19 protein-coding genes are annotated in these 25134 nt (G+C 41.2%); 7 read left to right on the top strand and 12 right to left on the bottom strand.

All coding sequences use genetic code 11. The features are described from left to right. Positions 1 to 572 precede the first annotated feature (572 nt). From ACW689_RS16695 to ACW689_RS16685, 3 genes are read left to right on the top strand one after another with little or no spacing between them, the layout of a single operon-like run. Positions 573 to 3281, top strand: coding sequence for a PAS domain-containing sensor histidine kinase (locus ACW689_RS16695; RefSeq protein WP_476293115.1), 2709 nt, complete (start codon positions 573 to 575; stop codon positions 3279 to 3281). Positions 3282 to 3289: 8 nt separating this feature from the next. Continuing rightward, on the top strand, positions 3290 to 3703 hold the full coding sequence (locus ACW689_RS16690) for a response regulator (protein WP_476293113.1): 414 nt from the start codon (positions 3290 to 3292) through the stop codon (positions 3701 to 3703). After that, positions 3700 to 4611 carry a GGDEF domain-containing response regulator gene (locus tag ACW689_RS16685; protein WP_476293111.1) on the top strand — a complete coding sequence of 304 codons (912 nt, stop codon included), beginning with the start codon at positions 3700 to 3702 and terminating at the stop codon, positions 4609 to 4611. Before ACW689_RS16690 ends, ACW689_RS16685 begins: the two co-directional genes overlap by 4 nt. Before the next feature lie 114 nt (positions 4612 to 4725). On the opposite strand, the gene secF is transcribed toward ACW689_RS16685, so the two are convergent. The 5 genes from secF to queA form a co-directional block, all read right to left on the bottom strand. Beyond that, on the bottom strand, positions 4726 to 5670 hold the full coding sequence (secF, locus tag ACW689_RS16680) for a protein translocase subunit SecF (RefSeq protein ID WP_476293109.1): 945 nt from the start codon (positions 5668 to 5670) through the stop codon (positions 4726 to 4728). Positions 5671 to 5679: 9 nt separating this feature from the next. Next, complete coding sequence (secD, locus tag ACW689_RS16675; protein ID WP_476293108.1) at positions 5680 to 7539, bottom strand: protein translocase subunit SecD; 1860 nt, start codon at positions 7537 to 7539, stop codon at positions 5680 to 5682. A gap of 32 nt (positions 7540 to 7571) precedes the next feature. Continuing rightward, complete coding sequence (yajC, locus tag ACW689_RS16670; RefSeq protein ID WP_476293107.1) at positions 7572 to 7910, bottom strand: preprotein translocase subunit YajC; 339 nt, start codon at positions 7908 to 7910, stop codon at positions 7572 to 7574. A 26-nt stretch (positions 7911 to 7936) separates the two neighbouring features. Further along, entirely contained in the window at positions 7937 to 9067 is a 1131-nt protein-coding gene (tgt, locus tag ACW689_RS16665; protein WP_476293105.1) for a tRNA guanosine(34) transglycosylase Tgt, read from the bottom strand. Between the two features lie 206 nt (positions 9068 to 9273). Next, complete coding sequence (gene queA / locus ACW689_RS16660) at positions 9274 to 10311, bottom strand: tRNA preQ1(34) S-adenosylmethionine ribosyltransferase-isomerase QueA (protein ID WP_476293104.1); 1038 nt, start codon at positions 10309 to 10311, stop codon at positions 9274 to 9276. Positions 10312 to 10552: 241 nt separating this feature from the next. Here queA and ACW689_RS16655 point away from each other — a divergent pair, with 241 nt between their 5' ends. Both ACW689_RS16655 and ACW689_RS16650 read left to right on the top strand, forming a co-directional pair. Further along, positions 10553 to 13063 carry a GGDEF/EAL domain-containing response regulator gene (locus ACW689_RS16655; RefSeq protein ID WP_476293102.1) on the top strand — a complete coding sequence of 837 codons (2511 nt, stop codon included), beginning with the start codon at positions 10553 to 10555 and terminating at the stop codon, positions 13061 to 13063. A gap of 152 nt (positions 13064 to 13215) precedes the next feature. After that, entirely contained in the window at positions 13216 to 13413 is a 198-nt protein-coding gene (locus ACW689_RS16650) for a hypothetical protein (protein ID WP_476293101.1), read from the top strand. Positions 13414 to 13420: 7 nt separating this feature from the next. Here the strand turns inward: ACW689_RS16650 and ACW689_RS16645 are convergent, their stop codons facing one another. The 7 genes from ACW689_RS16645 to ACW689_RS16615 form a co-directional block, all read right to left on the bottom strand. Next, positions 13421 to 14335, bottom strand: coding sequence for a hydrogen peroxide-inducible genes activator (locus ACW689_RS16645; protein WP_476293100.1), 915 nt, complete (start codon positions 14333 to 14335; stop codon positions 13421 to 13423). 151 nt (positions 14336 to 14486) lie between these two features. After that, the gene (locus ACW689_RS16640) at positions 14487 to 15755 is read right to left on the bottom strand and encodes an inorganic phosphate transporter (RefSeq protein WP_476293098.1); all 1269 of its coding nucleotides are present in this window, start codon (positions 15753 to 15755) and stop codon (positions 14487 to 14489) included. A 42-nt stretch (positions 15756 to 15797) separates the two neighbouring features. Beyond that, on the bottom strand, positions 15798 to 16475 hold the full coding sequence (locus tag ACW689_RS16635) for a TIGR00153 family protein (RefSeq protein WP_476293097.1): 678 nt from the start codon (positions 16473 to 16475) through the stop codon (positions 15798 to 15800). Between the two features lie 143 nt (positions 16476 to 16618). After that, on the bottom strand, positions 16619 to 17320 hold the full coding sequence (gene phoU, locus ACW689_RS16630; RefSeq protein ID WP_476293096.1) for a phosphate signaling complex protein PhoU: 702 nt from the start codon (positions 17318 to 17320) through the stop codon (positions 16619 to 16621). 22 nt (positions 17321 to 17342) lie between these two features. Then, entirely contained in the window at positions 17343 to 18170 is an 828-nt protein-coding gene (pstB, locus tag ACW689_RS16625) for a phosphate ABC transporter ATP-binding protein PstB (protein ID WP_476293094.1), read from the bottom strand. A 28-nt stretch (positions 18171 to 18198) separates the two neighbouring features. Further along, positions 18199 to 19848: a phosphate ABC transporter permease PstA gene (gene pstA, locus ACW689_RS16620; protein WP_476293093.1), complete on the bottom strand. Its 1650-nt coding sequence runs from the start codon at positions 19846 to 19848 to the stop codon at positions 18199 to 18201. Positions 19849 to 19865: 17 nt separating this feature from the next. Further along, positions 19866 to 22100, bottom strand: coding sequence for an ABC transporter permease subunit (locus tag ACW689_RS16615; protein WP_476293092.1), 2235 nt, complete (start codon positions 22098 to 22100; stop codon positions 19866 to 19868). A gap of 318 nt (positions 22101 to 22418) precedes the next feature. Between ACW689_RS16615 and ACW689_RS16610 the strand changes: the two genes are divergently transcribed. Both ACW689_RS16610 and ppk1 read left to right on the top strand, forming a co-directional pair. Then, positions 22419 to 22925 (top strand): glycine cleavage system transcriptional repressor, encoded by a 507-nt coding sequence (locus ACW689_RS16610; RefSeq protein ID WP_476293090.1) that lies wholly within the window; start codon positions 22419 to 22421, stop codon positions 22923 to 22925. Between the two features lie 127 nt (positions 22926 to 23052). Further along, positions 23053 to 25134, top strand: a complete 2082-nt coding sequence (ppk1, locus tag ACW689_RS16605; protein ID WP_476293088.1) for a polyphosphate kinase 1 — start codon at positions 23053 to 23055, stop codon at positions 25132 to 25134.

Genomic DNA, 25134 nt, shown 5'->3' with positions numbered 1-25134 from the left:
CGAATTGACTATGAAGTCACTCAGTTACATTTGAGACTCTAAATTTGTTTGCATCCTCTAGCAATGCTAGATTTTGCTGTTAGAACTCAACATGTACGAGTGCCCACACAGATGATTGCTTCATATTTTTAAAGAACGTTTCGAAACTGCTTGTTGTTTCGAGGGATGTACATTCTAAGCATTCCCGATTTTTTGTCAACACTTAATTTGAAGTTTTCTTGGTAAGAAGTTTCAAGTTTAAGTTTTACTTGACCTTGACTCGTTTCGTTTTCGCTTTAGTGCGTAGCGCTCCGTGTCAGTGGGGTCGCATTATAGGGCGTTCCTTTTTTTGATCAAGCGTTTTTTAAAGAAAATTAAGAAAAACACACCGTTCGGTCAAAAACAAGGCAAAGAGGCTTGTTTTTGGTTATTTTTTGATTGTATTACATTCGAAAAATAACATTCTCCATAGTAATTGCTCTAAAACTTTCATCGGACTGCATGCTCTTATTACTTTAAAGTGTGATATTTGCGATAGGCTTTTCTCACTTTAAGTGATCTTGTGCTTTGCTAGTTACATACTAGGCTTAGAGATGCATTCACCATCAGGATATGTAGAAATGGAGTTAAATAGCATTCACTCATTTTTTCATCAGGCCTATATGCCGCGTGGGCATTGCTATTTATGGCAACCGCATTTGCTTTTGACCAACGTTATATCTGATCTTTTGATAGCCACAGCTTACTTCTCTATTCCTATCGCTATCATCATTTTCAAAAAGAAACGAACTGATATTGGAAATCATTGGCTATTTGTACTTTTTTCTAGTTTTATCACTTTATGTGGTATTACTCACTTAATCGGGATTTATACAGTATGGCATGGAGCCTACGGAATTCATGGAATTTCAAAAGCCTTAACCGCTATCGTATCTATAGTCACAGCACTCTATCTTTTTCGCTTAATACCGAATGCCATAGCAATACCCACACCAAGCCAGTTTTTTGGTGTCAAAGATAAACTAAGCAAATTGACAACAGAACAAGAGCAACTGAAATTGCTGCTAGAGCAGCAAAAAGCATCAGAATTTATCCTTGAGAATATGCCAGTGAGTATGCTGCTATTAGATAAGTCGCATAAAATTATGAAGTGTAATAAACACTTTTTAAAAGAGCTTAACTATAAGGATGCGAGTGCCATATTAAGCACTGACTTGTCTCAACATATGCAATTCGACGATCCTCTTTGTGACCTTAATACGCTTATTCAAGGAGCTCGACGCAACCATAAAAAAGCAGAAGCACAGTTATGTCATGTGATTTCTCGCGATGGAAATTCTATTCCTATGGATATCAGGCTACTAAAGAGCTCTTTAGAGCAAGAAGAGTTAATTCTCATCGTCTTCAACAACCTTTCTTCATATAAAAAGCTAGAACGACAGCTTGATGACTCTCACGACAGAATTGAACGAGCAGTAAAAGCCACAGAAGACGGCGTTTGGGAATGGGATATAAAAAATGATTCTGTCACCTATTCATCCACATTGATGAAGATGATTGGTAAAGAGCATTTAAAGAGTCCGACTTATTTAGATTGGTATGAACATATTCACCCTGATTATCGATCTAAGGTTGAAGAAGCAATTAAAAAGCATTTTGAAACAAAACAACGACTGCAAGTAGAGTATTTGGGTCGTAATAAAGATGGGACTTACGCTTGGTTTATGGCCATCGCAAACAGTCAGTTTGACCAACAAGGTAATGCGTCTATTATGTCTGGTGCAGTGAGGTACATTCAAGATAGCAAGCAACTAGAATCACAGGTAGCGGAGAAAACCAACATATTAAACTGTTTATTTGATGGGACTAATCAGGCTATTTGGCTACTGCGGGTTGAACCTAATTCCGATTTCACTTATCTGCAATTTAATGCCGCTGCATGTGAAAGGAGCAATGTGCAATCTGAAGATATAATCAATAAACGTTTGTCTTCTCTTGCCAATACCGTTTTTCCAGACCATTTAGTCAAAAAACTCTCCAGCAACTATGCGCTCTGCGCAGAAAGTAAACAGCCTATCGAATATGTCGAAAGCTTGCCATTTAATGACGAACAAAGGTGGTATCAGACAACACTCTATCCAATTTTAGACCAACATAATAAAGTTGAAAAAATAGTTGGAACAGCCATTGATATTACAGCTAGAAAATATGCTGAACTTGAACTAGACCAAAATAGGGCGTTCTTGGAGCAAATTATAAACTCTGCGGTCTGTGGCTTATATTTGTATGATATCGAAAAGCAAAAAAATACCCGGATAAACCGTAGGTATACAGATTTGCTAGGTTACACAATTTTAGATCTTCAAGAAACAACGCTAATACAGCTTATTCACCCGGAAGATAAACAGCGTGTACAAACACACATGGAAGAAGTATTTCATAGTAAGGAACAGCAATTACTTCCTGTGGAATATCGCATCAAACACAAAGATGGCGATTGGCGTTGGTGCAGTGCGGTTGATACTGTCATTTCCCGAGACGAGCACCATGCCCCCAAGATTTTGCTCGGTACATTTGTTGATATAACAGAGAAAGCACAGCTACTCCTGCAATTACAGACTTCTAACGATAACCTAGAGCATTTCGCCTTTTTAGCATCGCATGATTTACAGGAACCTTTGCGGAAAATAACCGCATTCACTGATAGCTTGTCTGTTCGACTATCTGAATACCTCCAAAGTGATGCCAAGGCACAATTTGAAATGTCTCGATTAATTGAAGCTGCAAGTAGAATGCGTACTATGATCCAAGATTTATTGAAGCTATCTCGTTTACAAACCCAAAAGATCAAACAGCTTCCTACAACGTTAGGCGCAATCTTTGATAACGCCTGCGATCAAGTTAGTTGCAGTATCGAAGAACACACCGCCAAGATCGAAATAAAAAACCGGACACAAGTTTTGTTAGTTGACCCTTCATTATTTGTTCAAGTGTTTCAAAACCTAATATCAAACAGTCTGAAATTTTCATCTACGGAACGTGCCCCCGAAATTACTATTTCTAGCGAAATACATAACAATAAAGTGCATCTATATTATCAAGACAATGGCATTGGCATTGAACAAACCCATTGGCAGAGCGTTTTTGAACCATTTAAGCGACTCAACAATAGTAAGTCTTCTGGCAATGGCATCGGCTTAGCCATATGCAAAGAAATAATTAAGCTACATGAAGGTGAAATACAGTGTCGAAGTAATAAAGAGGAAGGCACGATCTTTACTATTATCCTGCCTAACAGTTAGGAGCTAATATGAATATCGTATTAGTCGATGATGACCCTGATGATGTCTATCTATTTACGACAGCATGTGAACATGTTTTACCGAAACCTGAGTTGGTTATTCTCCAAGATGGCGAACAACTTCTCGAATATGTTGAATCGCATGCAAACGCTACCGAGTATGTATATCTCGTTGACTTAAACATGCCAAAAATGGGTGGGCTTGAGGCTATGAGTCAACTTAAAGCAAAAGGCCTATGCGATAAAATTTGTTTGATCGGATACACCACATCCAACCACCCTGGCGATATTGAACAAGCTTTTCTAAACGGTGCAAAGTCTTACATCACCAAGCCAAATAGAGTTTCAGATCTGATAGATCTACTAGAAGTGCTCTTAAAATATTGGTTTAGTTATAATCACTTCATAAAGGAAAACTCATGAATCGCTGGCTAATCTTTTTGTTGGAAGACAATGATGAAGACATATATTTAATCAAAAATACGCTAGCGCAATATGAGGGTCGACACCAATTCAGGCTCAAATCATTTAACAACATAAAATCGCTAAATTTAGCCATTAGTCAATGCTCACCGGACATGATAATGCTCGACCTTAACTTGCCAGAAAGTACAGGGCTAAACACACTCATTGCGGTAAAACATTTTGTTAGCAAAATTCCCATCATAGTCTTAACGGGTAATTCAGAATATACAATCGGTGAGAAAGTGATCCAGCTTGGCGCACAAGACTATATTCCCAAGCAAGAACTCACCACCTCATTGCTGACAAGAACGATCATATTCTCTAAGGAACGATTTGAGTTACAACGGAACCTTGAAAACTTAGTTGTTATGGATAAATTAACCATGCTAAACAACCGCGGCTCTTTTGACGCTGAGCTACATAAGTATGTCCAAGATGCATTACGCTACAAAACTCAATTTGGAATGCTTTTCATTGATTTAGACAATTTTAAAACAGTGAATGACGAACTCGGGCACCAAGCTGGCGATCAACTACTTAAGTCCATTGCTTCTAAATTAAAAATGTTCCGCCGTACATCAGACTTTGTTGCTCGCTATGGTGGTGATGAATTTGTGATTATCGCACCGCATGTCTCGAGTAAAGAACAGCTTTTACAGCTTACGCAAAACAAGTATACATTACTCGCAGATACTTACTGTATCGAAGGTGCGAACAAGAGAGTTCATGAAGTGGAGTTGGAAGTGAGCATAGGCGCTGTGATATTTCCTAATGATGGGGTGAGTGAATCTGAGCTTTTAGGCAATGCTGACAAAGCAATGTATCAAGCAAAGGCAACTGGTCAGCCCTTTATTTTACTCGACTAATTGCGCTAACAGAAAAAAGGCGTATTGATGTATCTTAGATGTGACTATACCATTCTAAAATCATGCTCGAGCAAAAAGCCGCGGTTACGCGGCTTTTTCAATTTGACTAAGAAACTAAGGCATTGGGTCTAAATCTGCACCTTCTTTTTCTACTTCAACAGGGATTAAATCTTCTTTACTCACCCCCATTGCCACTGCAACCGAACTTGCAACATAAATTGAAGAATACGTACCAATAAACACACCAAATAGCAACGCTGTCGCAAAGCCATGGATTGTTTGACCACCCCATACGAACAAGGCGATCAACACAAGAATAGTGGTAATTGATGTAACTAAAGTACGGTTTAATGTTTGTGTCAGTGAAATATTGATGATTTCAATCGTGTCATCAATACGTACTTTTCTGAAGTTTTCACGGATACGATCCGATACAACGATGGTGTCATTCAGTGAGTAACCTATTACAGCAAGAATTGCTGCCAATATAGTTAAATCAAATTCAAGATCTAAAATTGAGAACAAACCCATGGTTAAAATCACATCGTGAAATAATGCGGCTACGGCACCCAAAGCAAAACGCCACTCGAATCGAAAAGCAACATAGATCAAGATACAAATAAGCGCCGTAAGCATCGCTAAGCCACCTTGCTCTTTTAAATCTTCACCAACACTTGGCCCAACAAACTCAATGCGGCGCATTTCAACACTACTGTCTGCCTGCTTAAGTGCTTCAATAAGCTGGTTGCCAATGACTTCTGCTTTTACACCATCTCCACGAGGGGCTAAACGAACCAACACTTCTTGGCTAGTACCAAATAATTGCACGGACGCATCAGCAAAACCATTTTTGGCCAGTACTTCTCGGATCTTAGTCAGATCAGCTGGCTGAGAAAAACCAACTTCAACGGCAGTGCCCCCAGTAAAGTCCAAACCAAAATTTAATCCCCGAATAGCTATTGAAGCAATCGATGCCACTATCAACAAAGCAGATAAAGCCATCGTCAACTTTCTTGCCGACATAAAGCGGATAGTGTCACTTAATTTTAATAACTGCATATCCGTCTCCTAGATAGAAAGCTTTTCAATACGCTTACCACCAATACACAGGTTGATAACCGCGCGGGTACCAACAATGGCCGTAAACATTGAAGTGATAATACCAATCGCTAACGTCACTGCGAAACCAGCAATAGGGCCTGTACCGACAGAGAACAGAATAATCGCTGCGATCAGGGTTGTGATATTTGCATCGAAGATAGTACTAAATGCACTATCATAGCCATGGTGTACGGCTTGTTGAGGACTACGACCTTCAAGAAGCTCTTCACGGATACGTTCAAAGATCAACACATTGGCATCTACCGCCATACCTACGGTTAATACGATACCTGCAATACCAGGTAATGTAAGCGTTGCGCCTGGGATCATCGACATAACACCCACAATCATCACTAAGTTTGCAGCAAGGGCAAGGTTTGCAACTAAACCAAAACCTTTGTAATAAATCAACATGAAAGCCAGAACAAATGCAAAGCCTAGTACAACAGCTGTCATACCCGCTTCAATGTTCTCTTGTCCAAGGCTTGGACCAACCGTACGCTCTTCTACAATCTGAATTGGTGCAACCAAAGCACCTGCTCTCAATAGTAAGCTTAAGTTATGCGCTTCTGCAGGATTATCAATACCAGTAATACGGAAAGAGTTGTTCAAACGCGCTTGAATGGTTGCAACGTTGATAACTTCTTCAACCTTTATAGGTGGAAGTGCTTTACCATTGGCATCTTTTTTACCTGATGGCTTATATTCGATGAATACGGTAGCCATACGCTTACCAATTGCACGCTTAGTAAAGGCATTCATTTTGGCGCCACCTTTACTGTCTAGATTGATACTTACCTGTGGACGTTGGTATTCATCTAAGCCAGATTGTGCGCCAGTGATGTGGCTACCTTCCAGAATGACGCGCTTTTTCAGTACGACAGGGAAACCATCTTTGTGATTAATCACTTCAGTACCAGGCGGTATGCGACCTTGCGCTGCGGCCTGTACGTCAGCATTTTCGTCAACTTCTCTGAATTCTAGTGTTGCGGTTGCACCCAAAATTTCTTTTGCACGCGCGGTATCTTGAACACCCGGCAATTGTACAATAATTCGCTCGGCACCTTGGCGCTGTACATTTGGCTCCGCAACACCTAGTTGGTTAATACGGTTACGAATAATCGTTTCGTTTTGCTTGATTGCATAATCACGGATCTCTTTAAGCTTTTGCTCACTTAAGCTCACGTAAAACGCCAAGTCATTGCTACTGTCATTAACAAAATTGTATAAAGGGTAGCGACCTTTTAAAAAACGTTCTGCAGCGTCTTTGTCTTCTTCATTGCGCATAGTAACTTGCAATCTTTCGCTGCCAGCAACTCTGCGCACTGCGCGATAACGGAGCTTTTCACCACGCAAGTCGCTTTTAAAATCTTGTTCCATCGTTTCTAGCGCATTATCTAGCGCCGTAACCATGTCGACTTCCATGGTAAAATGAACACCACCACTCAAATCAAGGCCCAACTTCATTGGGTTTCCACCCAAGCTCTTTAGCCATTCTGGCTGTGCAGGGCTCATATTGATGGCAGAAATATAATCGTCACTTAAACTGCCACGAAGTAAGTCTTGTGCTTTCAATTGTTGCTCAACATTTTTAAAGCGAACGAGCACTTGACCATTTTCAAGAACGGAAGATTTTACTGTGATGTTGTTCTGTGCAAGTGTGTTATTAACTTGGTCAAGTACAGCTAAGTCAGCGCTGGCACCTTTAGTACCAGATACTTGTATGGCCGGATCTCGGCCATACAAATTTGGTGTGGCATATAAAATACCAACCGCTAACACCGCCAATACCAGCAAGTATTTCCACATTGGATACTTATTTAACACTGGATTATCCCTTTGTTGTTATTATTATTGTCTTAAAGCGACTTCATTGTGCCTTTGGGCAACACTGCAGACACCGCTGACTTCTGAACCGTTACTTCAGCCTGATCATTGAGCGCAATCACAACAAAATCTTTGTCATCCGCTACCTTTGTGATCTTTCCAACCAATCCACCTTGCGTTAGCACTTCATCACCTTTAGCTAACGCGCCCATTAAGTTTTTATGCTCTTTTACTCGTTTTGCTTGAGGACGGTAAATTAGAAAATAAAATACCAAACCAAAAATACCGAGCATGATCAGCATTTCCATACCACCACCTGCTGGCGCAGCACCTGCTGTGCTCGCGTGCGCACTAGAGATAAATAAACTCATAACACTTCCTCTTTAAATTTTTATATTCAATCTTGTTCAGTATTTGCAAGCGGTGGCACTTCTTGGCCTCGGCGTGCATAAAAATCTTTTACAAAGTCGTCTAACTTGCCTTCACTAATCGCGTTGCGTAAACCTTCCATAACACGCTGATAGTAACGAAGATTATGGATAGTGTTAAGACGTGCACCTAAAATCTCGTTACACTTATCTAAATGGTGTAAGTAAGCGCGTGAGTAGTTTTCACAGGTATGGCAATCACATTCAGGGTCTAAAGGGCCAGTATCTGTTTTATGGACCGCATTGCGGATCTTCACTACACCGCCAGTAATAAACAAGTGACCGTTTCGCGCATTACGCGTTGGCATCACACAGTCAAACATGTCAATACCACGGCGTACCGCTTCCACTAAATCTTCCGGTTTACCGACCCCCATAAGGTAGCGAGGTTTGTCCTCTGGCATTTTATAAGCACAATGATCCAAAATGCGGATCATATCTTCTTTTGGCTCACCTACAGACAATCCACCAAGTGCATAACCGTCAAAACCAATTTCTTCCAAGCCTTTTTGTGATTCAGCACGTAGCTCAGGATACATACCACCTTGGATAATACCAAATAGCGCGGCAGGATTATCTCCATGGCCTTCTTTAGAGCGTTTAGCCCAACGCAAAGAAAGTTCCATCGAGTCACGCGCTTCTTTCTCCGTCGCAGGATATGGCGTACATTCATCGAAAATCATTACGATATCAGAACCGAGGTCACATTGTACCTGCATCGCTTTTTCTGGCGATAACATAATTTTCTCACCATTAACTGGCGATTTAAACAATACGCCTTCTTCGGTGATTTTGCGCATTGCACCAAGACTAAACACTTGGAAACCGCCCGAATCAGTTAAGATTGGTCTGTCCCAGTTCATAAAATCATGCAAGTCACCATGCTGCTTAATAATCTCAGTACCTGGACGTAACATCAGGTGGAAAGTATTGCCTAAACAAATCTGAGCCCCCGTGCCTTTAAGTTCGTCAGGAGTCATGCCTTTCACTGTACCGTAAGTACCTACGGGCATAAAAGCAGGTGTCTCAACTACACCACGGTCAAAAATCAAGCGGCCACGACGCGCTTTGCCATCGGTGCGATCTAATTCAAATTTCATTGTTACCTCAAAGTCGGAAAAACAGTCCAACGTTAGTAGCTGCTAACACCATGTGTGTTAACAATCAGGTGGAAAAATCGCTCAATTCTACCTTGTTTAACGGTGCAATTCTAATTATTGGGTCGAAATTTCTGTTTTAAAGACAATGACGGGTAAAACAAAGTAAACAGGCACAAAAAACCCAGCCTTAGCTGGGTCTCTTTTAATTAACTTGTTTTCTTTGTTAAAAACATCGCATCACCATAACTAAAGAAACGATAACGTTGCTCTATCGCTGTGTGATAAGCATTCATTATATGCTGCTGACCAGAAAAAGCACTGACCAGCATGATCAAGGTTGATTCGGGTAAATGAAAATTAGTCACCATGGCATCGATCACGTTGAATTTATAGCCTGGATAAATAAAAATATCCGTGTCACCGGAAAATGCTTTTAATTCACCACCGTGTATCTTAGCCGCTGATTCTAATGAACGTACAGAAGTCGTGCCTACAGCAATCACTCGTCCACCGTTAGCTTTGGCTTTGTTAATCGCTTCTACCACATCTTCGGGCACTTCAATATACTCAGAATGCATAATATGTTCGTCAACCGAGTCAACTCTTACAGGCTGAAAAGTCCCCGCACCTACATGTAATGTGATAAACGCCGTTTCTACACCTTTAGCTTTTATTTTTCGCAATAACGTTTCATCAAAATGCAAACCTGCTGTGGGCGCAGCCACAGCACCCGGTTTCTCATTATAAACGGTTTGATAGCGTTCTTTATCTTCTTCTTCATCAGGTCTGTCAATGTAAGGAGGTAAAGGCATATGACCAATATCTTCCAAAATGCTAAACACATTTTGCTCACCACTAAAACGCAACTCAAACAACTCACCGTGGCGACCCAACATCGTTGCTTCGGCTTTGCCTTCTAAGATGAGTGTCGCACCTTCTTTTGGCGACTTACTTGATCTCACATGCGCCAATACACGATGGTCGTCAAGCACCCTTTCCACTAAGACTTCAACCTTACCACCTGTGGATTTTTGGCCGAACATACGCGCAGGGATCACTTTGGTATTGTTGAATACCATGATGTCATTTGGATTCAACATATCAACAATGTCGGTGAACACCTTATGTTCAAGCTGTCCGCTATTACCATCGAGTGACAACAGGCGACTACTCGAACGTTCTTTTTTTGGATGACGGGCAATTAATTCATCTGGAAGTTCAAAACTAAAGTCAGCTACGCGCATGGCTACATCTCTTGTAGGAAAATAGTCGCCAAGTCTAGTGATCCTACAGGGCTAAATCAAGTGCTTGTAACCAAGTGCAAATAGCATTAACCTAGCGAGGCTGAATGTTGCATAAAACACGCCACTGAGATGCTGTTTTATAAACCCCTACAAATTTATTTATTAATCATTTAAAACAGAAGCTTATATTTTAAGCATTAATAGAGGTGTCGTTTGTTGATATGGAGTTAAAGCGTTAATCGTGGCCAGACAATTAAATTTATTGATTGTAAACTCTAGTAAACATGAGCGCAGTGCAATAATCGACACGCTACAAAAACTGGATGTATTTACCTTTATAGAATGTGAAGATAGCCAATCTGCATTGCAAGTTTTAAAACAGCAAGCTGTTGATGTTGTGATCACTGGCCTTGATGTAGGTAAAATTGATGGCTGGCGATTCTCTCGCATGGTTCGTTCTGGTTTATTAAAAACGCCCAAAAACACGCCGATCTTATTGATCCCACCCGTTTACTGTGAACGAATTGCCGAAACCACCGCCCGCAGTTACAGCATTGATGCCGTGCTACCATTTGAACGTCATCATAGACTGCCTCATGTACTTGCCAATGTTCTGTCAACGCATTTAGAAAAAAGTAGCCGTTTAACACTGCTACTACTTGAGCCAAACCAACAACGTGCGGATGAGATCTGCCAGCATCTTTCGCTGAATTTTGCATGTACGCATGTCACCTCAACCAATGAAGCATTATCGTTATTTAGGCAATCTAGCTACGCCATTATTTTACTTGATGCCACCGCAACACGAGCCAATGCAACCAAAGATTTGGTTGAAAGTATTCTTAAGTACAACCCTAATCAGGCAATTGTGACCATTATCGATAGCCGAGATGCAGACTATGCTGAACAACTCTTGTTACTGGGGGTTACTGATTTTGTACGTGAGCCGTATGACATTTCAATTCTTAGCAAAGTCTGTGATCACGCAGCTCGACGCGAAGACTTCATGGTCAGTTACGCCGAATTCGAAGAAAAAGTATCTCAACTAAGCCGCAGTGAACAAAGCTATAAAGAGCTATTTTCAGCGCATCAACGCATATTGTTACATCTCAATACCGTCGTGATGGAGCTAGATGAACAAGGCTTGATCCGGTTTATTAACCCCGCTTGGGAAGGCCTATCTGGTTATGCTATTAAAACGAGTTTGAATAACCATTTATGTGATTTTGTTAGTAACGAGTATCAGTCAGCATTGAATAAAGTACTCAATAACATCATCGTAGGTCATCAAGATCAAGCCAAAATAGAGCTGCAAATTAATCACCAGCAGCAGCGTCAAATTTGGGTTGAGTGCCGCTTTCAGCTTATTAAAAATAGTACTAGCAGCGCCACAATCACAGCAACCCTCGATAATATACATGAGCGCAAACAAGCAGAGCTGCAATTGCGTCATCTCGCTCTACATGACACATTAACGGGGCTTCATAATCGCTACTATTTTGATCAACAGTTACACCATTTTTGCTCATCTATCTCACAACAAAACGAGGTAGAACATGCGCTACTCTATATCGATTTAGATCACTTCAAAATCATCAATGACAGCAAAGGTCATCAGCAAGGAGACATTGTTCTTAAAGAAGTATCGCAATTATTTGGTAAGAACATTGGTGATGAGCATTTAATTTTTAGAATTGGGGGTGATGAGTTTGCCATCATTTTAAACAATACCAACCTACTTGATGCCCATTTGGCAGCAGAAAGTGTTTGCATGGCGATTGAGAAGCACAAATTTCATTCAGAAGAAAATAGCTACTCAATCAGTTGCTCCATTGGTTTAACCCAAATCACTAAAGAAAACCACGACGCCAATGAGTGCTTAAAACAAGCCGATATCGCGCTATACATTGCCAAAAGCCTTGGTAGAAACCTAGTACACTGCTACAGCAAAGATGATGCAGACAATAACACGCTGCAATCTGGTTTAGAGTGGGGACATAATGTTCGCGAGGCACTGCAAAATAATAATATAGAATTGCATTATCAGGCTATTTGGGATTTCAAGAACAACACCATCGCGTATTATGAAGCTTTATTAAGATTGAAAGTTAGGGAAGAGCTTATTCTACCAAATCAGTTTATCCCTGCTCTTGAGCTGCTAAATGATACATTTTTAATGGATCAATGCGTGATCAAACACGCCATTGCGGCAGTGGCGCAGAATCCTGAATTGAATCAAGTTGCTATCAACTTATCGGCTCAGTCGTTCCTAGATGAACGCCTTTTGCCTCATATTCAAGCTTGCTTGGTTGAATATCAAGTCAGCGCACATAGCATCATTTTTGAGATCACCGAATCAGCAAGTATTAATAACCTAAGCGCGACACAAGCAATGATCTGTAAATTAAATGAGCTAGGTTGCCACTTCTCAATTGATGACTTTGGCACGGGTTTCAGCACATTTAGTTATTTAAAACAATTACCTGCACAACATGTGAAAATCGACGGCTCGTTCGTACGTGATATGTTGAATGATCCGATAGATCTTGCTCTGGTTAAAGCCGTTCATGATATAAGTCACTCACTAGATAAGCGCTCTGTTGCGGAGTATGTTGAGAATATTGAAATATTCAAAACCTTAAAAGAGATAGGTGTCGACTATGGGCAAGGCTTTTTTATTGCAAAGCCCATGCCCATTGAAAAACTCAAAAAAGCAATTCCAACTATTTTATCCCGCAAAACAATCCGATAACAAATTTATACAAAAGTCGGCTTTTGCTTGTCATTAATTCATCTATAATAACTCTATATGAGGTTGTCCAGCTAAGTCGTTGATTTTCACTTTTTAACTGGACATTCAAAGGATTGCGACACATCACCTTATGGACATCTAGGAGTGTAATTATGAACCAGTTAATGATTTTTTTATTTTTTATCAATCTATTAGTTGCATATCAATGTCATCGAAATGCGAAACTAAAAGGCTACCCAAGTAGGTTGTTTACCTTTCTTGGCTTAATTCCTTACTTCAATTTGGTTGTTTGGGTGTATTTGTTGTTCTTACCCAATCTTACAGCGGCGAATAAATACGAGCCTTCCTAAGCAACGGCTACTTTGGCTGTTCGGAGCGTTGTTGTACAAAAGAGCTCACCTTATCACTAAATAAGCGAAAATCTCTTATACGTCCCGTGGTTTTGCGCCACAGCAATCCAATCTCTCTATAAGCATCAGCTAAAGGCGTATTTGCGACCACATTTTTACCTTGCAAAATACCTGCATTGATCGCCATTTGAGGCAAAAAAGTGACGCCATGTTGATACTCAACCATACTTAATAGCGTATGAAGATTGGCCGCCTCGAACGGATTAATGCATGCCGTGCGATTTAAATGGCAAGCACTTAGCGCATGCCCAGTCATACAGTGCTCTTTCTCTAGCAGGAAAACACTGTTATCTGGTAATAAATTAAAATCGTTTATATCGTCGTCCACATGGTACTCCTTGTGGTGCACCAAAGAAAAGTAGTCCTTTGCTAATACTTGAGTGTGAAATCGCTCAGTTTGATAAGGTAGTGCGAGCATGGCCATATCGATATGCCCGTGCTCCAGCTTATCAAGCAACTTGTCACTGGTGTCTTCAACCAATACGAGTTGTAAATCGCAAAATTGTTGCTGGCAAAACTGGTGTAATGGTGCTGCGATAAAACTCGCTATAGTTGGAATAACCCCAAGTGTAAGCTTGCCACACAGAGGATGTTTATAGCTTTTCGTAAGCTCTTTAACGCTCATCGTGTCAGCGATAATTTTCTTCGCCCTGACAACAACTTCCTCACCAATATCAGTAAACATAAGGCTACGATTTTCTCGTTCAATAAGCTGGCAGCCTAATGTCTCTTCAAGAGTTTGGATTGCACTACTGAGCGTAGATTGCCCAATAAAACAGGCTTCTGCTGCACGGCCAAAGTGTTGATGCTGATGTACTGCAATAAGGTACTGTAATTGCTTGATGCTAGGTAAGTTATTCACGTTGCCACTAATTAGCTCAGAGAGTTACGATAGTGAGCAGTATAACGCTGATGCGTATTCTTTAAAACTGGATCTGGGTCAGCTACATAAATAAAAAGACCCCAGCACTAAGTGCTGAGATCTTTTCAAGCTAAAAGTCTGTCTTTCTAAGTTATACGCCGAAAGCGGCTCTTAGAATATAGAATATAACAATAGCAAGTGCTGCGCCAACTGGCAATGTAATCACCCAAGAAACTACGATGTTTCTGATAACTGCCATATTCAGTGCCGCAATACCGCGTGCCATTCCCACGCCCAAAACGGCCCCCACAAGCGTTTGAGTGGTTGAAATAGGTAGACCAGTTCCTGAGGCAATAACGACTGTAGAAGCTGCCGCAAGCTCAGCAGCGAAACCACGACTTGGTGTTAAGTGAGTAATACCTTCACCAATGGTTTTAATTACTTTCTTACCTAAAATAGCAAGACCCGCAACGATACCCAAACCACCTAGAGGTAAGATCCACCACGCTAGGGCTGCTTTTTTAGCCATCACACCATCGTTCTCTACGATGTTCACTACAGCTGCTAATGGGCCGATAGCATTAGCAACGTCGTTAGAGCCGTGTGCAAACGCCATGCAACATGCTGTTAGTACCATCAAAACTGCGAATACTTTTTCAACATTGTTGAATTGCATTTGCTTGTCTGCTTTAGGGTCCATTTTCAAACGCGCAATTGCAAGTTTACCGATGAAACCAACTAAGATGGCAATACCAATTGCTAAGGCATAACCTTCAAAGGTGCCCAGATTGATACCAACATGCTTCAAGCCTTTTTTAATGGTTACCAATGACATCACAAAACCCGCAAGACCCATGTATACAGGCACAAAGCGTTTTGCATTTTGTAATGGCGTTGAAGTATCAAAAATTAACTTTTGCGCACTCATAAAAATAAGATACGCAATGAAGCCCGAAATGGCTGGCGTCACAATCCAGCTACCAACAATACCGGCTACTTTAGCCCATTGAATTGCCTCACTGCCAACGGCTACCAACGCAAAACCAATAATTGCGCCGATGATCGAGTGCGTTGTTGATACTGGCCAACCTAGCATTGACGCCAATAATAGCCAAGCACCCGCCGCGAACAATGCCGAAATCATACCCAAAATCATTAATTCTGGAATATCAGCAAATGGTGTGGCATCAATGATACCTTTGCGGATAGTTGATGTTACCTCACCACCGGCTAAGTAAGCGCCAGCGAATTCGAAAATCATAGCAATTAAAATTGCTTGCTTAATGGTTAGCGCTTTTGAGCCAACCGAAGTACCCATAGCATTTGCGACGTCATTCGCACCTATACCATAAGCCATAAAAAAACCCACTGCCGCCGCAACAAGCACCAGCATACTACCGTAGGATGCAATGATATCCATTGTAAAACCTTACTTTAAAACTACTTAATTCTTTTTAAAAAATTAACGCGCGAGCATTAATTCAAGTCGAGAGCCTACACGCTCTGCAATGTCAGCTAATTCACCAACCCATTCAATGATCTTATATAGGAACATTACATCAACTGGGTTTAAATTACTTTCAACTGCACGCAACTCTTGACGGATTTTAATCTGCATTTCATCCGTATCTTGTTCAATTGCATCCAGTTCAACTAACATGTTTTCAACCAAAGTAACTTCACGGCCACGAAAACCTGTTTCGAGTAGCTCGTCAAGTTCATTAATGGCTTTTGAAGCTTGTTTAGTCGCATCAACGCAACGTTGTAAATAAGCTAAAAAGTCAACTTGAATTGATTCTGGAATCACCATTTCGCGACCGACAACGCGTCCAGCGATATCTTTTGCTTTATTGGCAATTTTATCTTGATGGGTAATTAACTCTAGAAGATCGGTTCTTTCTACAGGCATGAATAGACCACGTGGCAACTGCAAACGAACTTCTCGTTTGAGCTTATCTGCTTCGCGCTCATAGTTGCGAATTTGAACTCGAAGCGCTTCTGCTTCAGTCCATTCGCCTTTAAAAACATGGTTAAAAAATGGTACTAACGCTTTACTCGCTTTATGTACGATTTTTATGTGTTCTTCAATAGGCTTAATAGGAGATTTTGCAAATACTCCTAAAAATGCATTAGTCGGCATAACTGACCCTTAAATCATATTTATATGCTTTTGCAGCGTGCAATTTTACAGCATTGAGCGCTGTTGTGAATGATTTTTATCGGTTAGATAAAAACAAAAAGACCCCAGCAACACATGCTGGGGTCCAAAATATAGTGAAAAGATTACAGTGACTTTTCTATATCTTCTTGAGATGTATGACGAATATCCTTGCCATTTACAAAATAAATGACATATTCCGCAATATTCTGACAACGATCACCAATGCGTTCTAATGAACGAACTGACCAAATTAAGTCCATTATTTTTGGTATGGAGCGAGGATCTTCCATCATATAAGTCATGATTTGACGAGTCAGCGCTTCATACTCGCGATCAACTTTTGCATCTTCTTTATGAACCTCAAAAGCCCTTTGAACATCCATACGCGCAAACGCATCTAGCACATCATGCAACATTTTCGAAACCTGACGACCCATATTTTCGATATTGACTAATAAGTCCTGTTGATCTTTCGTAAATGAATCTAGAGCAACTCGCGCAATGCGCTCAGCTTCATCACCAATTCGCTCTAAATCCGCAATAGTCTTTGCGATTGCAACAACCAAACGTAAGTCACTCGCGGCTGGTTGGCGTTTAGCAATAATCCGCGTACATTCTTCATCAATGTTGACTTCCATCGCGTTGACTTTGTAGTCATTCTCACTCACAGCCCTTGCTTTTTCAGCATCACAGTCATTAACGGCATCCAATGCAAGGTTTAGTTGCTGCTCTACCAAACCACCCATGCTCAATACATGATTGCGAACACTTTCTAACTCTTCATTAAAACGGCCAGAAATGTGTTTGTTTAAGTTATGTTCCATAAAATCCCCCTATAGCAGACGCTTAACCGTAACGACCAGTGATGTAGTCTTCGGTTTTCTTTTTTGATGGGGTCGTAAATAGCGTATTTGTATCCGCATACTCAATTAACTCACCCATGTACATAAACGCAGTCTGATCTGACACTCGTGCTGCCTGTTGCATGTTATGCGTTACAATCACCACAGTGTATTTATTTTTCAAGTCGTTGATGAGCTCTTCAATCACCAAAGTAGAAATAGGGTCAAGTGCTGAGGTTGGTTCATCAAGCAACAGTACTTCAGGTTCAATTGCAATTGAGCGTGCGATCACTAGACGTTGCTGCTGACCGCCAGATAGACCAAACGCACTATCATGCAATCTATCTTTCACTTCGTCCCAAAGCGCAGCACCGCGCAATGACTTTTCCACTACTTCATCAAGCTTACGCTTATCTTTGATACCTTGTAAGCGTAAACCATAAACCACGTTTTCGTATATTGATTTAGGGAAAGGGTTTGGGCGTTGGAACACCATGCCCACATTTCGACGTAGCGCAGCCACATCGACACGCTTGTCATAAATATTTTGTCCTTGAAGAATGATCTCACCTTCAATACGGCAGCTATCAACCAAATCATTCATGCGGTTGATACAACGCAGTAGCGTTGACTTACCACAGCCTGATGGCCCGATGAATGCAGTTACTTGCCCTTTAGGTATCAACATGTTGACCTTGCTAAGGGCTTGTTTTTCGCCATAGTAAAGATCGAGGTCTTTGATCTGCAGAGAGGTTTGCTCTGGCGTCAAGTTTGCGAGATCTAGCTTTTTTTGGCCATTGGCCTGATTAACTTCTGGAGCTACTGTAATCATTACTTTTACCTACTTAAAATCTTTACTATTAATGTTCTAGTGATCTGAATTTTTCACGCAAATGGTTACGAATACCAATCGCGGTGATATTCAATGCGATGATCACGGTCACTAACAAAAATGCGGTTGCGTACACTAATGGTCTTGCCGCTTCAACATTCGGGCTTTGGAAGCCAACATCATAAATATGGAAGCCCAAATGCATAAACTTACGATCTAAATGAATATAAGGGAAGTTGCCATCAAGTGGTAATGTTGGAGCCATCTTCACTACACCTACGAGCATTAATGGAGCAACCTCACCTGCTGCACGAGCAACTGCTAATATCAAACCTGTCATAATGGCAGGGCTCGCCATTGGCACGATAATACGCCATAAAGTTTCAGCTTTTGTTGCACCAAGGGCAAGTGAGCCATGGCGAACAGAGCTTGGAATACGAGATAGACCTTCTTCAGTTGATACGATCACAACAGGCAGAGTCAAAATAGCCAATGTTAATGCTGACCAAATAACCCCTGGAGTACCAAATACTGGGCTTGGCGCAGCTTCTGGGTAGAACAGTTGGTCAATTGAACCACCTAGCATATATACAAAGAAACCTAAACCAAATACCCCGTATACAATTGACGGTACACCCGCTAAGTTAATTACTGCGATACGGATCATTTTCGTCACCGCATTTTTCGCGGCATACTCGTGTAAGTAAATCGCTGCAACAACACCAAACGGCGTCACAATAACAGCCATCAGCATAACCATAAACACGGTACCAAATATGGCTGGGAACACACCACCTTCAGTGTTAGCTTCACGCGGATCATCGCTCACAAATTTACCAATTTGTGAAATATAATGACCTACCTTCGCAAAGTAGCCCATATTATTTGGGAACCATACATCAAGTACTTGGTATAGAGGTAAAGTGACAAGTTCACCACGCATGTCTCGTACGATAACTTGATCACGTTTTGCTTTTTTGCGCAGCTCAAACAAACGCTCTTCGAGTACTTTATATTCGTCTCTAAGCTGCGCTCTTTGCGCTTGTAGCTCAGCAACACGCTCATCAGTGAGGGCATCGTTCAATACATACCCTTTTTCTTTTAAACGAAGGCGCTCTAATTCATAGTTGATATGACCAATGTCGCCATTTTGTAGGTCAAGTGCTTCTTCGTTTAACTCGACCGCTCGTTCAACAAGTTCATGCAAACGCTCGGTGGCATTGTCTGTCACGACCTTGCCATCTTCAACTACTTGTTCAACATAGCCGTAGAAGTTTCCGTTTTTACTACGTTCAAATACGGCCAAGTTTGCTGGCGACAATTGCTGTTTTATATCTGTCGATAGAACCCAACGAAAGTCCAACTCCACGTATTCACGGTTACCGGTTTTTACTAGCAAGCGCTCAATAAATTCTTCATTGTAGCCTGACAAATCAAAGCCAGCCGCTTCTAAACGAGATTTGGGAACCTGTTCTCTATCGTAAATTTCACCGATAACAACTTGCTTTGGTACTGATCCATCGAGATGCAATTCAACAACTTGCGATGGCCAGAAAAAACTTAAGCCTTTCCAGGCAATCATAGCCAACAAACCCAGTACTGAAATCAAGCTGATACTAACCGCACCACCTGTCATCCAGATCCAAGGAGACCCTGACTTAAACCACTGTTTTACCATGTCATGAACTCCAATAATTACATTGAACTGTATTTTTCACGAAGTTGCTGACGTACAAACTCAGCGACCGTGTTAAATACAAAGGTGAAAATAAATAAGACAAATGCCGCTAAGAACAAGATCCGGTAGTGAGAGCTACCAACTTCCGATTCAGGCATTTCAACCGCGATATTTGCAGCAAGCGTACGCATACCTTGGAAAATACTCCAGTCAATGATGGGCGTGTTCCCCGTTGCCATGAGTACAATCATGGTTTCGCCTACTGCACGACCTAACCCCATCATCACCGCAGAGAAAATACCTGGGCTTGCAGTTAGTAATACAACACGCACTAGGGTTTGCCACTGAGTCGCACCTAATGCTAATGAACCGTTCGAAAGATGCTTTGGCACACTAAATACCGCATCTTCAGCTATTGAGAAAATAGTTGGAATAACCGCAAAGCCCATTGCAATACCAACAACTAGCGAGTTACGCTGGTCGAAAGTTAGGCCCAGTTCATTGGTCAAATATTGACGAACATTACCACCGAACATCCACTCTTCAATGCTACCGCTCACCGCAAATGATGCCCAGCCAACTAACAGAACAACTGGGATAAGTACGATTGAATGCCAGCCTTCTGGCAGCAAGTGACGAATTTTTTCTGGTAGTTTTGTCCAGAAAAACGCTGTTGCAATCATGGCAGCAGGCAATAATAGAAGTAAGGCCACAATTGCTGGCAAATTCTCTTCGATAAGTGGTGCTAACCAAAGACCGGCAAGGAAACCAAGAATAACCGTTGGCAATGCCTCCATAATTTCCACTGTCGGCTTTACAACCCTGCGCAATTCACTCGACATAAAATAGGCCGTATAAATTGCCGCAGATAATGCGATTGGCACAGCAAATAACATCGCATACATAGCCGCTTTAATGGTACCAAATGAAATAGGCACTAATGAAAATTTCGACTCAAAATCATCTGATGCTGATGTAGACTGCCAAGTATAAGCTGGCTCTGGGTAACCTTCGTACCACACCTCTTGCCATAACGCAGACCAAGTTACTTCAGGGTGTTCGTTGTGAATATTAAATACTGACAGTTTGTTGTCTGCTAACACCAAGACAGCATTCGCCCGAGGTGAAACAGCAAATGATTCAATTGCACCTTCACTCACTTTACCCTGCCATAAATGTGCTTGGCTGGTGGTGTAATAAATCCCCAAGTCACCACTATTATTCGTGGTAAAGAAAGTTCTGCGGTAGAATTCACTATAGATATCTACATTACTATTTTTGCTAGTTTCAAAGGCTCTGATCTTTTGAAATTTGCGACCATTTTCGGTATTCACTTCAAACCACTGCGAAACTTCACCATTATCGTTAGCCAGCATGAGAGAGTTGGCACCCGCTAATAAAGTCGTCCCCACTAAGTTCGCGTTTTCTTCATTTGCTGCGAGTATTTGAATTTGTTTAACTTCGCTAGGGTAGCGCGTGTCAAAAATGTAGATTTGATTTGCAGAACGTACAAATGTGCGTGTGGTATCTGGCGTGATCAATAACTCATCAATACGTCCGTCAATATCCAATTCCGTGCGCTCAACCACCCACTCTACTTCTCCACTGAACATATTTTCTTCAGCAACAAACGATGCAAATATAACGCGTTTATCCGCAGTCTGTGCCACAACAGCTGTTTTGTCTTCAAAATGGCTAAACGCAAAACGCTTGATTGCTTTACCTTGCGCATCAACGAGTAATTGTTTGCCGTCCAATGGGTAGCTCAAACGAGGTGAGATAACACGTTCATTACCAGGAAAGGTGACAAGAAAAGACGGTTTAACTAGTTGCACTTGACCGTTATCTAAACCATATGCGTATTGACCAAGGAAAGGGGCACTCTTAGCCGCACTGGTTACCAAGCCATCGAGGTTTACGGCTAAACGTTCAACTAATCCACCCGCTTGATTACCTTTCACTTGATAAAAATCGACATGACCTGAGCGGCTAAGTAAATAGGCAATTTCCGTTTGCTCCTCGATACCGATCCCTACGTACTGTTGAGTACCACTTAATGGCACATCAACACGCTTATCAACTTTTGCAGATTCAAAGATAGGCTGAACAACATAAAGTAGATAAAAGAAGATCAGCAATAATGCGATCAATACCATCACACCACCAGCTGAGATACCAAACTGTGCAAACCTGTCTTTGAATAGACGGCTTCTATCCGTTTTGAAAGACGGTTGCTGCGGATTTGAAGACATCAAAACACCCTTTCATTATAAAGTTGTCGCGCATTATATTTCACCAAGATGACAGTTGTGTTACAACGCAGTCGACCGAATATTATAAAATCAGGTACATTTTGTGACACTTCATGTTCCCATTTGATTTAACTCAAAGCGTTTTCATTTGTTTACAAACTTAATAATTATTTGATGGACATCACATTAGGCTGAACTAATCTTAGAACGCGGACTCTATCTTAGGAGGCTATGTATAAGGATAGTACCCTCTTTGCTAAAGCCGCTTTTTTCCACAGCTAGGTTTATGGCCTGGCAGAATAATAAGAGACACGCATTATGAAGCAGTTAGTTTTAACAATAATAGGAAAAGACCGACCCGGTCTTGTCGAAGAAATATCTTCAGCCGTGCTGTCACACCACGGTAACTGGTTAACAAGCAACCTAAGCCATTTAGCAGGACAATTCGCAGGGATAGTTCAAGTGGAGGTTGCCGAAGAGCATCTACAACAACTTCAAGATGGGCTGCAAAGCTTAGTGGGACTTGAAGTGAAAATAGAATCAGGTGACAGTTTAACCGAGCAACAGTCACCTGAAACACTTAACCTTGTGATCACTGGTAACGATAGGCCCGGTATAGTGCAAGAGCTTGCGACCGTAATACGCCATAAAGGCGCAAACATAACCCATTTGAATTCACGACAGCAAAGTGCGCCAAATTGGGGAGTCCCAATATTTAGTGCATTCGCAACGGTCACCTTGCCAACTGGTATGAATAAAGACAACGTCATCGAAGCATTAGAGCAGATCACCAGCGATCTGATCGTTGATGTTGAATCAGAGTAACCTTTTATTTGTAAATAGCATGGAGCTAAATAGAGGTATGGCAACTTGTACCTAAAATGACAGTTGTCATACCTACGTAATAATTTGGACCTATATTTACGGCAGCCAATTTGCCGTGGATATAAAAATGCAAGCTCTACCTTCTGAACCCAAGACTGTTAGCTACTTTGCCAAAGAACTCAGCTGGCTTTCTTTTAACGAACGCGTTTTACAAGAAGCGAAAGATAACAGTAACCCAATCATTGAACGTATTCGCTTTTTAGGCATTTTTTCAAATAATTTAGACGAGTTCTTTCAAGTACGCGTTGCGGATGTAAAACGCCGTGTATTATTAAATAATTTACCTGATACCAACTTTGACGAAGACGAAGCACTTCTAAGTAGAATAAACCAAAAAGTCATACAATTAGGTAAAAAGTTTAATCATATTCACCAGCAAATCTTAGACGACTTAGCCAAGTACAATATCTATTTATCACAGCCTAGCGCACTGTCGGAGTTTCACCAAAACTGGCTCAAAGACTACTTTTTTGACCAAGTACTGCCGCATATGTCACCCATGCTACTGACAGAAAACAAAGATTATTCAGACAATATGAACGACACCATGACTTACCTGTTCGTTCACATGAATGGTGAAAAACAACATCATGCATTATTGGAGATCCCAACCGACAGACTTGAGCGATTCGTAAAACTCCCACCCGAGCGTTCACGCAGACAAAAACACATCGTAATGCTTGATGATATCGTTCAGTTTTTCTTGGCCGATGTATTTCGTAGCTTCTTTAACTTTGACAGCATTGAAGGCTATGCAATCAAGCTTACAAGGGATGCAGAATACAATCTCGATGACGAAATAGAAGAAGGTCTACTCGACAAAATGTCCAAGGGCCTCAAGCAGCGACTGTATGCCGAGCCTGTACGACTTGTTTACGATGAATCCATGCCTGAAGAAATGCTCAAGGTAATGAAAAAGCGCCTTGGCGTAACTCATCAAGATGCACTTATTCCCGGTGGCCGTTATCGCAACTTTAGAGACTTTATTAGTTTTCCAAACATAGGCAGAAGCCATCTAGAAAACAAACCATTGCCTCCTTTGCAAAGCCATGCTTTTAATCAACATGCCAGTGTGTTTTCGGCCATTTCTGAACAAGATATTTTACTCTATTACCCGTATCACACTTTCAACCACATGCTAGAGTACATTCGTCAAGCCGCATTTGACCCTAATGTGACCCAAATAAAAGTCAACATTTATCGTGTTGCTAGCCGCTCTCGACTTGTCTCCTCATTGATCAATGCTGCCAAGAACGGTAAAAGTGTTACGGTAATGGTTGAGCTAAAAGCTCGCTTTGACGAGCAGAACAATATTGAGTGGGCAAAGCGTTTAAGCGAAGCTGGGATCAAAGTCATGGTCGGTATCCCGGCACTAAAAGTGCACAGTAAATTGTGCGTCATTCATCGCAAGGAGAAAGGCAAAATTGTCAAATACGCACACATTGGTACGGGCAATTTTCATGAAAAAACAGCCAAGATCTATACCGACTTTAGCTTGTTTACCAAACACCCGGAAATTTGTGAGGAATGTGATAGTGTCTTTCGCTTCATTGAAAGTAGCTATCGGCCATTCAACTTCGATCACTTAATGATTTCACCACTGAATGCACGCGATAGGATCTTGGATTTAATTGATCAAGAAGTAAAACATGCGGAACAAGGTAAAAACGCTCGTATTTCAATTAAGATCAATAATTTGGTTGATAAGCAGCTAGTAGATAAACTCTACTTCGCAGCACGCCATGGAGTTAAAGTACGCCTGATTGTTCGCGGGATGTGCGCTTTGGTTCCAGGCTTGCCACGTTTCAGTGAAAACATTAAAGTGATCAGTATTGTCGATCGTTTTCTTGAGCACCCCCGTGTGATGGTTTTCGAAAATAATGGCGATCCTCAAGTTTTTATCTCTTCTGCAGATTGGATGACACGCAATTTAGATCACCGTGTTGAAGTGGGTGTGCCAATATATAGCGAAGAGCTCAAGCAACTTATCATTGATATTCTCGAGTTACAGTTTAAAGACCGTACCAAAGCGAGGATCATTGATGCTGAACAAAAAAACAATTATGTAAGACGGGGCAATCGCAAAAAAATTCGCGCACAAATTGCCATCTACGACCATTTGAAAAAATGGGAAAGTAAACAAGAGTAA

The organism is Pseudoalteromonas sp. ABE4_541 (assembly GCF_056312285.1).
Note: the sequence above shows the minus strand (reverse complement) of the source record. Positions and strands in the feature narration are given on the sequence as shown.

What these genes read in the sequence shown, in the direction of transcription:
- ACW689_RS16695 (WP_476293115.1), top strand. Translation starts at nt 573, where the DNA reads ATGCATTCACCATCAGGATATGTAGAAATGGAGTTAAATAGCATTCAC.
- ACW689_RS16690 (WP_476293113.1), top strand. Translation starts at nt 3,290, where the DNA reads ATGAATATCGTATTAGTCGATGATGACCCTGATGATGTCTATCTATTT.
- ACW689_RS16685 (WP_476293111.1), top strand. Translation starts at nt 3,700, where the DNA reads ATGAATCGCTGGCTAATCTTTTTGTTGGAAGACAATGATGAAGACATA.
- secF (WP_476293109.1), bottom strand. Translation starts at nt 5,670, where the DNA reads ATGCAGTTATTAAAATTAAGTGACACTATCCGCTTTATGTCGGCAAGA.
- yajC (WP_476293107.1), bottom strand. Translation starts at nt 7,910, where the DNA reads ATGAGTTTATTTATCTCTAGTGCGCACGCGAGCACAGCAGGTGCTGCG.
- tgt (WP_476293105.1), bottom strand. Translation starts at nt 9,067, where the DNA reads ATGAAATTTGAATTAGATCGCACCGATGGCAAAGCGCGTCGTGGCCGC.
- queA (WP_476293104.1), bottom strand. Translation starts at nt 10,311, where the DNA reads ATGCGCGTAGCTGACTTTAGTTTTGAACTTCCAGATGAATTAATTGCC.
- ACW689_RS16650 (WP_476293101.1), top strand. Translation starts at nt 13,216, where the DNA reads ATGAACCAGTTAATGATTTTTTTATTTTTTATCAATCTATTAGTTGCA.
- ACW689_RS16640 (WP_476293098.1), bottom strand. Translation starts at nt 15,755, where the DNA reads ATGGATATCATTGCATCCTACGGTAGTATGCTGGTGCTTGTTGCGGCG.
- ACW689_RS16635 (WP_476293097.1), bottom strand. Translation starts at nt 16,475, where the DNA reads ATGCCGACTAATGCATTTTTAGGAGTATTTGCAAAATCTCCTATTAAG.
- phoU (WP_476293096.1), bottom strand. Translation starts at nt 17,320, where the DNA reads ATGGAACATAACTTAAACAAACACATTTCTGGCCGTTTTAATGAAGAG.
- pstB (WP_476293094.1), bottom strand. Translation starts at nt 18,170, where the DNA reads ATGATTACAGTAGCTCCAGAAGTTAATCAGGCCAATGGCCAAAAAAAG.
- pstA (WP_476293093.1), bottom strand. Translation starts at nt 19,848, where the DNA reads ATGGTAAAACAGTGGTTTAAGTCAGGGTCTCCTTGGATCTGGATGACA.
- ACW689_RS16615 (WP_476293092.1), bottom strand. Translation starts at nt 22,100, where the DNA reads ATGTCTTCAAATCCGCAGCAACCGTCTTTCAAAACGGATAGAAGCCGT.
- ACW689_RS16610 (WP_476293090.1), top strand. Translation starts at nt 22,419, where the DNA reads ATGAAGCAGTTAGTTTTAACAATAATAGGAAAAGACCGACCCGGTCTT.
- ppk1 (WP_476293088.1), top strand. Translation starts at nt 23,053, where the DNA reads ATGCAAGCTCTACCTTCTGAACCCAAGACTGTTAGCTACTTTGCCAAA.